Origin of the sequence: Micromonospora sp. NPDC048935 (assembly GCF_043197875.1) — a bacterium.
In the GTDB taxonomy this organism is placed as follows: Bacteria; Actinomycetota; Actinomycetes; order Mycobacteriales; family Micromonosporaceae; genus Micromonospora.
In genome coordinates this window covers 460,001-473,538 of the sequence record NZ_JBICTZ010000005.1, presented here as the reverse complement: position 1 = coordinate 473,538, position 13,538 = coordinate 460,001, and the positions used below count along the sequence as shown (strand labels likewise).

The window sequence follows — 13,538 nt, the reverse complement described above, 5'->3', positions numbered from 1 at the left end:
AGATGCAAATTTAAACTACCTGCGGAAAATTGACACGTCAAGCACCGGAAACGACGTAGTCCGGCGGGGCACGGACCACCTGCGGTGGACCCGGAGATGACAGCCTGAGCACGGGCGAGGGCTGTCCTCCGCAGTACGGGAGGACAGCCCTCGCCGGTGATCGGTCAGGCGACTCGGTGACGGGTCAGGCGACCGAGGCCGGGAACCGTTCCCACACCCGGTGCGCGGCCATCAGCTGCTGCACGGCCGCCAACGCCTCCGGACCGGAGTTCGCCGCCACGATGCCGGGGGTGCCGGCGACGCCGGCCTGCTCCAGCACGGTCACGCCGGCGCCCCAGGCGCCGATCGCCTTGGCGTGCCGCCAGCACTCCTCGACGAGCAGCAGCACGCGGGGATCCACGGCGGCCGGCCCCGGCCTACCCGCCTTGGCGTCGCGGGCCGGGGTGGCGTCCGGTGCGGGTGCCGGCGCTCCGGCCAGCAGGACCGCGTCGAACTCGACGGACCGGCCGGTGGCGAAGGTGCGCTGCACCGGCAGGTCACCGACCAGGCCGCCGTGCGGGGCGATCAGCAGCGGCACCATGCCCGCCGCGAACACGGCCCGGCGGACCTCGTCGACGCCGTCCAGGTCGCCGGCGGGGTCGACGACGATTCCGACGGTACGGCCGTCACTCGGCCACTCCCGGCCAACCTGCGACAGCGCCGGGCTGGGCGTGACGTCGGCGAGCGGTACCGTCGGCTGTGGAGCGGGCAGGCCCAGACCGGTGGCGACCTGCTCGCAGAGCACCGGGTCGATGTTGGCGAGGCTCTGGAGCTGACGTTCCTTGATCGCCTGGTGGTAGCACTTGGCCAGTTCGAAGGTGTACGCCCGGATGATGTGCTCCCTCTCGACCGGCGACATGCTCAGCCAGAACAGGCGTACCTGGCTGTAGTGGTCGTCGAACGAGGCCGGGCTGGCGCGTACCTTCGGGGCCTGCGCCACGGTGACCGGCACGTCGACGAACGCGTGCTCGGCGTCACCGGCGGGAAACGGGTTGCCGCCGTCGAGCGAGTTCGGCCGGTACGGCGCCACACCCGCGTGCACGGCGTGCTGGTGGAAGCCGTCACGCAGCATGTCGTTGACGGCCGCGTGCGGGCGGTTGATCGGGATCTGCGCGAAGTTGGGCCCGCCCAGCCGGGTGAGCTGCGTGTCGACGTACGAGAAGAGTCGGCCCTGCAACAGCGGGTCGTTCGTGACGTCGATGCCCGGCGGCAGGTGGCCCAGGTGGAAGGCGACCTGCTCGGTCTCGGCGAAGAAGTTCGTCGGCGTCCGGTTGAGCACCAGCCGGCCGATCGGTTGCACCTCGGCCAGTTCCTCCGGCACGATCTTCGTCGGGTCCAGCAGGTCGATGCCGGCGAAGGTCTCCTCCGGGGTGTCGGGAAAGACCTGGATGCCCAACTCCCATTCGGGGTAGGCACCGGCCTCGATCGCGTCGTAGAGGTCACGCCTGTGGAAGTCCGGGTCGAGGCCGCCGAGCATCTGCGCCTCCTCCCAGGTCAGGGAGTGCACGCCCAGCTTCGGCTTCCAGTGGAACTTGGCCAACACCGTCTCCCCGGCCTCGTTGACGAGACGGAAGGTGTGCACGCCGAAGCCCTCCATCGTCCGGTACGAGCGCGGGATGCCCCGGTCGGACATGTTCCAGATGGTGTGGTGCTGTGCCTCGGTGTGCAGCGACACGAAGTCCCAGAAGGTGTCGTGCGCGCTCTGCGCCTGGGGGATCTCCCGGTCGGGGTGCGGCTTGCCGGCGTGGATGATGTCGGGGAACTTGATCGCGTCCTGGATGAAGAAGACCGGCATGTTGTTGCCGACCAGATCGAACGTGCCCTCGGCGGTGTAGAACTTCGTCGCGAAGCCACGGGTGTCCCGGACCGTGTCGGCCGAGCCCCGCGAGCCGAGCACGGTGGAGAACCGCACGAAGACGTCGGTCTCGCGCCCCTTCCTGAGGAAGCCGGCCCTGGTGACCGCCTCGGCGGTGCCGTACGCGGTGAACACACCGTGTGCGCCGGCACCGCGGGCGTGCACCACGCGCTCCGGAATGCGTTCGTGGTCGAAGTGCGTGATCTTCTCGCGCAGGTGGTGGTCCTGGAGCAGCACCGGCCCCCGTGGGCCGGCCTTGAGTGAGTGGTCCGTGTCGCGCAGCCGGGCGCCCTGCGCGGTCGTGAGGTAGGCGCCCTGCTGACCGTTCGCGGTGGTCGGTGCGCCGGTCTCGGCTCCGGTCGGCGTCCGGGTCTGCGGTGCGCCCTGTTCCGGCTTCGGTGGCAGCGGGTCGTGCGGCGTCGTCGGCTCCTCGACGCTCGGTGGCGCGCTACCCGGTGCGCCGGGGACATCGGGGGTCAGGGCGTCGGCGATCTTTTCCGAGGCCGTCTTCACGGCGTTCTTGACCGCCTCGGCGGGCTTGCTCTTTTCCACTGAACGAACCTCTCGATGGAGCTGTACGGGCAGGCGAGTGCCCTGCTACCCCTGGTCAGGGCGTCGAAACACAACAGGTGTCGGCAACCTGCGGCGGGACTGGTGATTTCGCCGATGCGCGGATCGGCGGAGAGGAAAAAACTGACTTACGTCGATATCCCTCGACCCTAGGGAGCGCCCGACGTGTCCTCACCAACCACCACCCGTCCCCGTTTCGCCGTAGCCCGTCTCGCGGTGGCCGCCGTCCTGGTCGCCGGCGGCGTCCTCTCCGGCCCGACCGGTGCCGCGCAGGCCGCGGGACCGTACGAGCGGGGCCCCGCCCCGACCACCGCGATCCTGGAGGCCAGTCGCGGCCCGTTCGCGACGGCGTCACAGAGCGTGTCGTCGCTGAGCGTCACCGGCTTTGGCGGCGGCGTCATCTACTACCCGACCAGCACCAGCGAGGGCACCTTCGGCGCCATCGCCATCTCGCCCGGCTACACCGCCGCGTGGTCCAGCATCAGCTGGCTGGGGCCTCGGATCGCCTCGCACGGTTTCGTGGTGATCGGCATCGAGACCAACACCCGGCTGGACCAGCCCGACAGCCGGGGCCGCCAGTTGCTCGCCGCGCTCGACTACCTCACCCAGCGCAGCTCGGTCCGCACCCGGATCGACAGCAGCCGACTCGCGGTGGCCGGCCACTCGATGGGTGGTGGGGGCACCCTGGAGGCGGCCTCGTCGCGGCCGTCGTTGCAGGCCGCGGTGCCGCTCGCGCCGTGGAACCTGGACAAGGGCTGGTCCGAGCTGCGGGTGCCCACGCTGATCATCGGTGGCGAGAGCGACACCGTCGCGCCTGTCGCGTCGCACTCGGTGCCGTTCTACAACAGCATCCCGGCCTCCGCCGAGAAGGCGTACCTGGAGCTGAACGGGGCGAGCCACTTCTTCCCGCAGACGACGAACACGCCCACCGCCCGGCAGATGGTGGCCTGGTTGAAGCGGTTCGTTGACGACGACACCCGCTACGAGCAGTTCCTCTGCCCCGGCCCGAGCGGTTCGCAGATCGAGGAGTACCGCAACACCTGTCCCAGCGCCTGACGGCGGTCACGGGGCGGTCGCCGCTGGCGACCGCCCCGTCCACGTGCGCCCAGCAGCATCGAAGGTCTTGACGCCAAACCCGAGAAACGTACACTGCGAGTGTAAATAAACACCCGCCACGACAGAGGGATGGGTGATGGAGCGCGGCCTCGAACTGCACCACATCGGCGTCCGTTTCGGCGGCCTCACCGCCCTCGACGACGTCTCACTGCGGGTGCCGCCCAACCGGGTGGTGGGCGTGATCGGGCCCAACGGCGCCGGCAAGACCACGCTGTTCAACGTGATCTGCGGGTTCGTCGCGCCGGAGACGGGTTCGCTCACCCTCGACGGCCGACCGCTGCGGCCCCGGCCGCACCGGCTGACCCGGCTCGGCATCGCCCGGACCCTCCAGGGCACCGGGCTCTTCGCCGGTCTGACCGTGCTGGAGAACGTGCTGACCGGTGCCACCCACACCGCCCGTGCGGGTTTCGTCCCGGCCCTGCTCGGGCTGCCGGCCAGCGACCGCGACGAGCGCCGGCTGCGCCGCGACGCCCTGGACCTCCTCGACGACCTGGGCATCGCCGACCATGCCGAGGCCGCACCGAGCACCCTGCCCTTCGCCGTACGTCAGCGGGTCGCCCTGGCCCGCGCGCTCGCCGCCCGGCCCCGGCTGCTGTTGCTCGACGAGCCCGCCGGTGGCCTCGGCGCCGACGACATCGCCGAGCTGGCCGAGCTGATCCGGCACCTGCCCCGGCGCGACGACGACCCCTGCGCGGTGCTGCTCGTCGAGCACCACATGGATCTGGTGATGGGGGTCTGCGACGAGCTCGTGGTGCTCGACTTCGGCCGGGTGATCGCCGCCGGCACCCCGGACGAGATCCGCGACGACCCGGCGGTCACCGACGCCTACCTCGGTGCCGCCGTCGAGGAGGTCTCCCCATGACCGCCACCGACCTGCTCGTGGTGCGTGGGTTGGTGGCCGGTTACGGTGCCGCGCCCGTGTTGCGGGCCATCGACCTCAGCGTTCCGGCCGGCACGATCGCCGCGGTCGTCGGTGCCAACGGGGCCGGCAAGACGACCCTGCTGCGTGCGCTCTCCGGCATGATCCGGCCGGCCGCCGGCCAGGTGCTCCTCGCCGGGGAGGACCTTCGGGGTACGCCTGTGGAGCAGCTCGTCCGGCGCGGGATGGCACACGTGCCGGAGGGGCGGGGTGTGATCAGCGAGTTGACCGTGGACGAGAACCTGCGGCTCGGCGGGTTGTGGCGGCGTGATCGGGCCGACGCCGGTCGGGCTCTCGACGAGGTCTACCAGCTTTTCGAGCCGCTGGCCCGCCGCCGACGGCACCTCGGCCACCAGCTCTCCGGTGGTGAGCGGCAGATGCTCGCACTCGGTCGGGCCCTGGTCGGCCGACCACGACTGCTGTTGCTCGACGAGCCGTCGTTGGGTCTGGCGCCGCGGGTGGTCGCCCGGACCATGGCCCTGCTCCGTCAGCTACGTGACCGTACCGGCCTGACCGTCCTGCTGGTCGAGCAGAACGTGCGCAGCGCACTCGCCGTCGCCGACCAGGGCGTCGTGATGTCCCTCGGTCGGGTGGTGATCGCCGCGCCGGCCGCGACGCTGCGTGACGACGTCGACCTGCGCCACGCGTACCTCGGTTTCTGACCACCACCTCGTCCCCCGGAGGGAGGACTGTTGGACCGCTTCGTCTTCCTCACCGTCGACGGCCTGTCCCGGGGCGCGGTGTACGCCGCGTTCGCGCTGGCCCTGGTGCTCATCTGGCGGGCGGCGCGGGTCGTCAACTTCGCCCAGGGGGCGATGGCCGTCGCCGCCGCGTACGTCGCCTACACCGTCTCGACCGCGACCGGTTCCTACTGGCTGGGTTTCGTGGTCGCGGTCGTCGCCGGCCTCATGCTCGGTGCGCTTGTGGACCGGGTCGTGATGCGCCACGTCGACCATGCCTCGCCGCTCAATCCGGTGATCGTGGCGCTCGGTCTGGTGCTGCTGATCCAGGCCGTGCTGGGCATGGTGTACGGCAACGAGTTCCGCCCGGCCGAGGCGCCGTTCGACAGGTCCGCGCTCACCGTGGGCGGGGTGGCCGTGCTGTCGCCGTACGACCTGTTCGTCTTCGCCACGATCGGGGTGGTGGTCAGCGGCCTGGCCTGGATGTTCGCGCGTACCCCGGTGGGGTTGCGGATGCGCGCGGCGGCTTTCGCTCCCGAGGTGTCCCGGCTGCTCGGGGTGAACGTCGGTGGCATGTTGACCCTCGGGTGGGCACTCGCGTCCGGGGTGGGCGCGCTGGCCGCCATGCTGGTCCTGCCGACCGAGTTGGGTCTGCACCCGCACGCGATGGACCTGGTGTTCGTGTCGGCGTTCACCGCGGCGGTGGTGGGTGGGCTGGACAGTCCACCGGGGGCGGTGGTCGGTGGCCTGGTGGTGGGTCTGCTGCTCTCCTATGTGAGCGGGTACGCCGGCAGTGACCTGACGCCGCTCGCGGTGCTGGTCCTGCTGCTGGCGGTGCTGCTGGTCCGGCCGGGTGGGCTGTTCGCCCCGGTCGCGGCGAGGCGGGTGTGAGCGCCACGAGGGCGGCTCTGCCGCCGAGGGAGCAGCTCGTCGGCGCGGGCCGGCCCGTCGACCGGCGACGGGGCTCGACCCTGCTGCGTCACCTCGCGGTGGTGCTCGCCGCCGGGTTGCTGTTGGTGGCGGTCAGCTACGCCGTCGAGCCGTTCCGCAACTTCCAGCTCGCCACGGTGGCCGCCTACCTCTGCGCGACCGCCGGGCTGACCGTCCTCACCGGGCTCAACGGTCAACTGTCCCTCGGTCACGGCGCGTTGATGGCGACCGGGGCGTACACCGTCGCGTTGTGTCAGAACGCGTTCGCCGACCGGGGGATGACCGGTGGTTGGCTGCTGCCGCTCTCGTTGGGCGCGGCGATCGTCGGCACTGTCGCGGTCGGCGCGGTGGTGGGTGTGGCGGCGGCCCGGCTGCGCGGCCCCTACCTGGCCGGGGTCACCCTGGCCGTGGCTGTCGTCGTGCCGGCGTTGGCCGTCACCTTCGATGGCGTGTTCAACGGCGAGCAGGGGCTGTCGGTGCCGGTGGAGCCGCCGCCGATGTCGCTCGGCCCGTACTTCCCCTATGAGCGGTGGCAGCTCTGGCTCACCGGCGCGGCCACCCTGCTCGCGCTGCTGCTGCTGGCGAACCTGATCCGCAGCCGGTACGGGCGCACCTTCCGGGCGGTCCGCGACGACGAGGTGGCGGCCCGTCTGGCCGGCATCCACGTGGCCCGTACCCAGGTTCTCGCCTTCGTGGTCAGCGCCGCCACCGCCGGGCTCGGCGGGGCGTTGCTGGCGGTGCTCGCGCAGAGCGTCTCGCCCGGGGCGTTCTCGCTGACCCTTTCGCTGTTCCTGCTGATGGCCGTGGTGATCGGCGGTCTCGGCCGGCTCACCGGGGCGTTGTGGGGGGCCGTCCTGCTGGTCGCCCTGCCCGATCTCACCCACTCCCTGACCGACCTGCTCACCCTCTCACCCGCGGTGGCGCAGCGGCTGGAGGGCAACCTGCCGCTGGCGATCTTCGGCCTCACCCTGATCGTCGTCATGATCGCCGCACCCGGTGGCGTCCAGGGGCTGTTGTCCCGTCTTGGTCGGCGCCTGCGGGCCCGGCGTTCCTGAGCTGCTCCGTGCCCGGCCCTCGGCCGGGCGTACCACCACCCACTCCGTTCCCCCGAACCGGACCGAGAAAGGTCGGTGTTCTCCATGCACCGTTTGGCACAACGTGGTCTCGCGATCGCCAGCACCATCGCTCTGTTGGCCGCCGCCGCTGGTTGCAGCGGTGACGACGGCTCCGGTCCCGGCGGCGCGTCGGTGCCGGGCGTCACCGACACCGAGATCGTCGTCGGCACCCACATGCCGCTCACCGGGCCGGCCTCGGCCGGCTACTCGAAGATCGCCCCGGCGACGAAGGCGTACTTCGACTACGTCAACGCCAACGGCGGTGTGCACGGTCGGAAGATCACCTACAAGATCATGGACGATGGCTACAACCCGGCGAACACCCAGCAGGTGGTCCGCCAGCTCGTCCTCCAGGACAAGGTCTTCGCCGTCCTCAACGGTCTGGGTACGCCGACACACAGCGGGGTGCTCGACTTCCTGAAGAGCAACCGGGTGCCGGACCTGTTCGTCGCCTCCGGCAGCCGCAGTTGGGACCAGCCGGACAAGTATCCCGGCACGTTCGGGTTCAACCCGGACTACACGGTGGAGGGCAAGATCCTGGCCAACTACGCGAAGCGGGACCTGGCCGGCCAGAAGGTCTGCTTCCTCGGTCAGGATGACGACTTCGGCCGGGACAGCCTGGCCGGTGTGGAGAAGGTGCTCGGCGCCGGGGCCGTGGCGGTCAAGCAGACCTACGTCACCAGCAACACCAACGTGGCGCCGCAGATCGGCGCGTTCAAGGCGGCCGGTTGCCAGGTCGTCGTGCTCGCCACCGTGCCCGGCTTCACCGCGCTGTCCGTCGGCACCGCCGCGCGGCTGGGCTTCAAGCCGCAGTGGCTGGTCTCCAACGTCGGCGCCGACCATCCGACCCTGGCCAAGCAACTCGGCGCGGCCGCCCCGTTGCTGGAGGGGATGGTCGGCACCAACTACCTGCCGATGCAGAACGACACCGCGAACCCGTGGATCCAGCTCTTCGCGAAGGTCAACAAGGAGCACAACGGGGACGCGGGGTTCGACGGCAACACCGTCTACGGCATGTCGGTCGGCTACCTCTTCGTCCAGACGTTGCTCGCCGCCGGCAAGGGCCTCACCCGGGAGAAGGTGCTGGAGGCGGTGCAGAAGGGCGGCTTCCAGGGCCCGGGGCTGGTGCCGCTGCGTTTCTCCGCCAAGGACCATTCCGGGTACGGCGGGCAGCGGCTGAGCAAGGTGACCGGGGGAGTGCAGAGCTACTTCGGGCCGGCGTACGAGACCGACGAGGCGGACGGGCCGGTCAACGAGTACACCGCCGCGCCGGCCGCGCCCCCGGCGAACGGGGTGCCGACCGCCCCCTGACCGCCCCGCCCGCCTCCGCGATCTTGCACTTTCTGCCTCCGCACACGTGTGCAGGTCGGGCATAACGGCGACCGAAACCGCAAGATCGGCGCAATCCTCGTGCTGGTGGCGTCCGGCCGGGCGTGGTCACGTGTGACCGCGCCCGGCCGGACTCCTGCGCGTTCCTGCACCACGTTGACCGACGCCGATTGGTGCTCCTACTATCTGCATCGTGAGTGCAGATTATGGATGACCGTGCCGGTGGTCGGTCCGGGGCCGCTGATCACCCCCTGTCTAGACTCGGCGGTGCGTCGGGGGACGCGCCATGGGAGTGAAGGGGCGGGGGCGGATGGACGGGGTCGACGTCGTGGGCCGGGTCGACGGGCGCACCGCCCGGGCCGAGCGCACCCGCGCCGCCATCGTCGAGGCGCACCTCGCGCTCATCTCCGAGGGTGACCTGCGCCCGACCGGGGAGCGCATCGCCGAGCGGGCCGGCATCTCGCTGCGCACGCTCTGGACCAACTTCAAGGACATGGAGACGCTCTTCGAGGCCAGCGGCGCGGAGGTGCTCCGACAGCAGGACGCCGCCCATCGGCGCATCTCACCCGGGCTGCCGCTGGCGAAGCGGGTCGACGCGTACTGCCGGCAGCGGGCCCGGCTGCTCCAGCTCATCGCGGCGTCGGCGCGGGCCGCCCAGATGCGCGAGCCGGTCTCCGAGCAGCTGCACCGCAACCGTCTCACGCACATCGAACGGGTCCGCAACGAGGTCGAGGAGCTCTTCGCCGTCGAGCTGGCCGCGGCCGGGTCGGGACGGGAGCAGTTGCTCCACGCCCTGGTGACGGCGAGCACGTGGCAGGCCTGGTCGATGCTGCGCTACGGCCTCGGGCTGGGCGTGGACCAGGCCCGCGCGGTGATGACCCGGACGGTGGGCGCCCTGCTGGCCGAGGTCGCGGCCGACTGATTCCGGCTCGGCCCGATATCGTCTCCTCTTTCCATTCGGTTACCAATAGGTGACACTTCATGCATGGTTGCTGCATCGAGAGTGCAAGTAACCGTGCTGCGTGGCCGGGACGACGAATGCCGCGCCGTCCGGCGCCTGCTCGACGGCGTGACCAACGGTGGCGGCGCCCTGCTGCTGCACGGCGAACCGGGCTCGGGCCGCACCGCGCTTGTCGCCCACGCCCACCGCTACGCCACGGGCTGCACCGTACTCGCCGCGAGCGGCCTGGCCGAGGAGGCCGCACTGCCGTACGCGGGTCTGCAACGACTGCTCGACCCGGTGCCGCAGCACGCCGCCGCCCTGCCCACGCCACAGCGCGACCTGCTGCTGCGGGCGTTGGGCGGGGACGGTTGCCCGGCCCACCGTCGACTCGCCCTGTCGATGGCCGTGCTCGGGCTGCTCACCGACGCGGCACGGGACCGCCCGCTGCTCGTCACCATGGACGACATCGACCGCGGTGACCCGCTGACCGCGCAGGTGCTGGCCGTCGTGGCGCGCCGGCTGCGCCACCTACCGATCGTCGTCCTGCTCACCGCGGACGTCGCGGTCACTGTCGACGGGATACCGGCACACCGCCTGCGGCCGCTCGACGAGCAGGCAAGCGTCGCCGTCCTCACCGACCGGCTACCCGAGCGGCCCGCCGCGTCGGTCGTGACCGCGCTGGCGGCGGTCGGAGGCGGCAATCCGCAGGCCCTGGTGGACCTCGCCGAGGTGCTCAGCCCCACCCAGTGGCGCGGGGAGGAGTCGCTGCCGGCCGCGCCACCGCCGGACGGCGCGCTGGGTCGCGCGTACCGGGCCCGTCTGGACCGGTTGTCGCCGGACACCCGGCGGATGCTGCTGCTCGCCGCGCTCGACGAGGACGGTGTGCCGGGCACGCTGATCCGCGCCGCCGCAGCCGCCGGTACCGAGGTCGAGGCCCTCGCCCCGGCGGAGGTCGCCGGCCTGGTCCGCGTCGAGCCGCGGGGCGTCACCTTCCCCCAGCCGCTGCTGCGCACGATGATCGCGGCAGGCGCGCCACTCGCCGAGCGCCGCGCCGCACACCGTCTCCTCGCCGGGGTGCTTGGCGCGGACGGGCAGCGGCTGCGCCGGGCGATGCACCTCGCAGCCGCCACGGCAGGTGCCGATCCGGCGCTGGCCGCGGAGTTGGAGGAGGCGGCCTCGGGGGGAGCCGGCGGCTGGGCCGTGGCCTCGGCGGCGCTGCGCTGGGCGGCCGAACTCAGCGATCATCCGGCCCAGACGGCCGCCCGGCTGCTGAGGGCCGCCGACTACGCCTGGGTCGGTGGGCAACCCGAGGTGGTCCGGCTGCTGCTCGACCGCCTGCGCACCGTGTCGACGGACCCGGCCGTGCGGGGCCGCGCCGACCTGCTGCGCGGTGAGGTGGAACTGCGGTGCGGCGCGGTGTCGGACGCGTCGGCGAGGCTGCTGAGCGCCGCCGAGGCGGTGGCCGACAGTGATCGGGCACTGGCGTTGTCCGGGTTGGTCCGGGCCGGCGAGGCCGTCTGTTTCGCCGGCGACCAGTACCGCTACGCCGAGGTCGGCCGGCGGGCGCTGGCCCTGCGGCGGCCGACCGACCCGCCGGTGGTGGAGCTGATGGGCAGTCTGGTCGCCGGGGTGGCGGCGACCCTGCGCGGCGACCACGAGCGGGCCGGTCCCACGCTGCGCCGGGCCGTCGTGCTGGGCGGCCGGTTGGGCGGCTCGGCGGTGACCCCCACCGCGCTCACCTGCGCCGCGGCGGCCGGCCTGGTGGTGGCAGTGGACGGCGCGGCGCACCGGCTCGCCGAGCGTGCCGTCGCGCTGGCCCGGGACCGGGGCGAGGTGTCCGTGCTGCCCCGGGCGTTGGAGTTACGGGCGATCGCCGAGTACTGGCAGGGCCGGCACGAGGCGGCGGCGGAGACCTCCCGCGAGGGGTTACGGGTCGCCCGTGCCACGGGTCAGGTCAACTACGCCAACGTCCATCTGGGCCTGCTCGCCGTGCTCGCCGCGATCCGGGCCGACCGCGACACCAGCCTGCGGCGGATCCGGGAGATCGGCGAGTCACCGACGCCGGCCAGCCGTCCGCACGCGCTCGCCGGATGGGCGCTGGCGGTGCTCGACCTCATCGAGGGCCGGCACGCCGAGGCCGCGGACCGGCTGGCGTCGCTGGCTCGGCTCGGGACGGGCCGGGGCCAGGTCCTCGTGCAGGTGATGGCGACGCCGTACCTGGTGGAGGCGGCGGCGCACCTGGCACACCGACCGGCGGCCGCGGCCGCGCTCGCCGTGTTCGACAGGTGGGCCAGCAGCACGGCGAGCCCGTTGCGCCGGGCCCTGTCCGCCCGGTGTCACGCGCTCCTCGCACCTCGGGGCAGTGCCGAGGCGGAATGCCACTTCCAGGCGGCGTTGCGGCTGCACCCGATGGAGGCCGGCACGTTCGAGCTGGCCCGTACCGAACTGCTCTTCGGCCAGGAGTTGCGTCGCAGCCGCCGCCCCCGCGACGCGCGTGCGCACCTGCACCGGGCCCGGGAGATGTTCAGCCTGCTCGGGGTGGCGTGCTGGGCCGAGCAGGCCACCACGGAGCTGCGGGCGGCGGGGGAGTCGGTCGGTCCGCCGGACCTGCCGGCGGCGCGGCTGCTGACCGGGCAACAACTGCGGATCGCCGAGCTGGTCGCGGAGGGCGCCACCAACCGGGAGATCGCCGTCCGGATGTTCCTCTCGATCCGTACTGTCGACCACCACCTGCGCAACGTGTTCCACCGTCTCGGCATCCGCTCGCGCACCGAGCTGGTCCGCGCGTTCGCGGGCGAGCGGCACGCCGGGCTGGCCTCCGACAGGTGACCCGGGGCCCGCTCTGGACGACTTAAACTATCACCGCTAGTTTGATGGCCATGGACCTCACCCTCTCCGCCGAGCAGGCCGCGGTCCGCCAGCTGGCCGCCGAGTTCGCCGACCGTGAGCTGGTGCCGCACGCCGCCGCCTGGGACCGCCGCGAGTCGGTCGACCCGGCCATCGTCGGCCTACTCGGCGACCTGGGCTTCCTGGGGCTGACCATCGCCGAGGCCGACGGCGGCTCCGGCGGCGACCACCTCGCGTACTGCCTGGTCCTGGAGGAGCTCGGCCGGGGCGACTCGGCGGTGCGCGGCATCGTGTCGGTCTCCCTCGGCCTGGTCGCGAAGTCGATCGCCGTCCACGGCTCGGCCGAGCAGCGGGCCGAGTGGCTGCCCCGGCTCTGCGCCGGCACCGCCCTCGGCTGTTTCGCGCTGACCGAGCCGGACAGCGGCTCGGACGCGGCCGCGCTGCGGACCCGCGCGGTCCGCGACGGCACCGACTGGCTGCTCACCGGCACGAAGACGTTCATCACCAACGGCACCACCGCCGACGTCGCGCTGGTCTTCGCCCGCACCGGCGGCCCGGGGCACCGGGGCATCACCGCGTTCCTGGTGCCCACCGACAGCCCGGGGCTGGGCCGCCGGGAGATCCACGGCAAGCTGGGCCTGCGTGGCCAGGCCACCGGCGAGTTGCGGTTCGACGAGGTACGCGTGCCCGACGCGGCCCGCCTCGGCGCCGAGGGCGGCGGATTCCGGCTGGCCCTGGCCACCCTCGCCAAGGGTCGGATGTCGGTGGCCGCCGGGTGTGTCGGCATCGCCCAGGGTTGCCTGGACGCGGCGGTCGGTTACGCCGGGCAGCGCACCCAGTTCGGCAAGCCCATCGCGGGGCACCAACTCGTCCAACAACTGCTGGCCGCCATCGCCGTGGACACCGCCGCCGCCCGGCTGCTGGTGTGGCAGGTGGCCGACCTGATCGACCGGGACCAGCCGTACGCCGCCGAGGCGTCGATGGCCAAGCTCTTCGCCAGCGAGGCCGCCGTCCGTGCGGCCAACAACGCGGTCCAGGTCTTCGGCGGGTACGGCTACATCGACGAGTACCCGGTCGGCAAGTACCTGCGCGACGCGCGGGTCGCCACCCTCTACGAGGGCACCAGTCAGATCCAGCAGCTTCTCATCGGACGCGCGCTCACCGGCGTCAACGCCTTCTAGTGTCAAGGAGACCT

At 72.2% G+C, this 13,538-nt stretch carries 10 protein-coding genes; 9 read left to right on the top strand and 1 reads right to left on the bottom strand.

Translation table 11 applies throughout. The features are described 5' to 3' along the window. Positions 1 to 184: 184 nt before the first annotated feature. Positions 185 to 2,446: a catalase gene (locus ACGFIW_RS17820; protein ID WP_393316402.1), complete on the bottom strand. Its 2,262-nt coding sequence runs from the start codon at positions 2,444 to 2,446 to the stop codon at positions 185 to 187. A gap of 183 nt (positions 2,447 to 2,629) precedes the next feature. Here ACGFIW_RS17820 and ACGFIW_RS17815 point away from each other — a divergent pair, with 183 nt between their 5' ends. From ACGFIW_RS17815 to ACGFIW_RS17775, 9 genes are all read left to right on the top strand, one after another. Then, a complete protein-coding gene (locus ACGFIW_RS17815) occupies positions 2,630 to 3,520 on the top strand; it encodes an alpha/beta hydrolase family protein (protein WP_393316399.1) in 891 nt (296 codons plus the stop codon). Positions 3,521 to 3,656: 136 nt separating this feature from the next. Then, on the top strand, positions 3,657 to 4,442 hold the full coding sequence (locus tag ACGFIW_RS17810) for an ABC transporter ATP-binding protein (RefSeq protein ID WP_393316396.1): 786 nt from the start codon (positions 3,657 to 3,659) through the stop codon (positions 4,440 to 4,442). Continuing rightward, positions 4,439 to 5,161 carry an ABC transporter ATP-binding protein gene (locus tag ACGFIW_RS17805; protein WP_393316394.1) on the top strand — a complete coding sequence of 241 codons (723 nt, stop codon included), beginning with the start codon at positions 4,439 to 4,441 and terminating at the stop codon, positions 5,159 to 5,161. Before ACGFIW_RS17810 ends, ACGFIW_RS17805 begins: the two co-directional genes overlap by 4 nt. 30 nt (positions 5,162 to 5,191) lie before the next feature. Further along, the gene (locus tag ACGFIW_RS17800) at positions 5,192 to 6,070 is read left to right on the top strand and encodes a branched-chain amino acid ABC transporter permease (RefSeq protein WP_393316391.1); all 879 of its coding nucleotides are present in this window, start codon (positions 5,192 to 5,194) and stop codon (positions 6,068 to 6,070) included. After that, positions 6,067 to 7,164 (top strand): branched-chain amino acid ABC transporter permease, encoded by a 1,098-nt coding sequence (locus ACGFIW_RS17795; protein WP_393316388.1) that lies wholly within the window; start codon positions 6,067 to 6,069, stop codon positions 7,162 to 7,164. The genes ACGFIW_RS17800 and ACGFIW_RS17795 overlap by 4 nt, the downstream gene beginning before the upstream one ends. An 84-nt stretch (positions 7,165 to 7,248) precedes the next feature. Further along, positions 7,249 to 8,535, top strand: a complete 1,287-nt coding sequence (locus ACGFIW_RS17790; RefSeq protein ID WP_393316386.1) for an ABC transporter substrate-binding protein — start codon at positions 7,249 to 7,251, stop codon at positions 8,533 to 8,535. A gap of 304 nt (positions 8,536 to 8,839) precedes the next feature. Continuing rightward, on the top strand, positions 8,840 to 9,475 hold the full coding sequence (locus tag ACGFIW_RS17785; protein WP_393316384.1) for a TetR/AcrR family transcriptional regulator: 636 nt from the start codon (positions 8,840 to 8,842) through the stop codon (positions 9,473 to 9,475). Positions 9,476 to 9,538: 63 nt separating this feature from the next. Beyond that, entirely contained in the window at positions 9,539 to 12,325 is a 2,787-nt protein-coding gene (locus tag ACGFIW_RS17780) for an AAA family ATPase (protein WP_393316381.1), read from the top strand. 50 nt (positions 12,326 to 12,375) lie between these two features. Further along, complete coding sequence (locus ACGFIW_RS17775; protein ID WP_393316378.1) at positions 12,376 to 13,524, top strand: acyl-CoA dehydrogenase family protein; 1,149 nt, start codon at positions 12,376 to 12,378, stop codon at positions 13,522 to 13,524. Positions 13,525 to 13,538 lie beyond the last annotated feature (14 nt).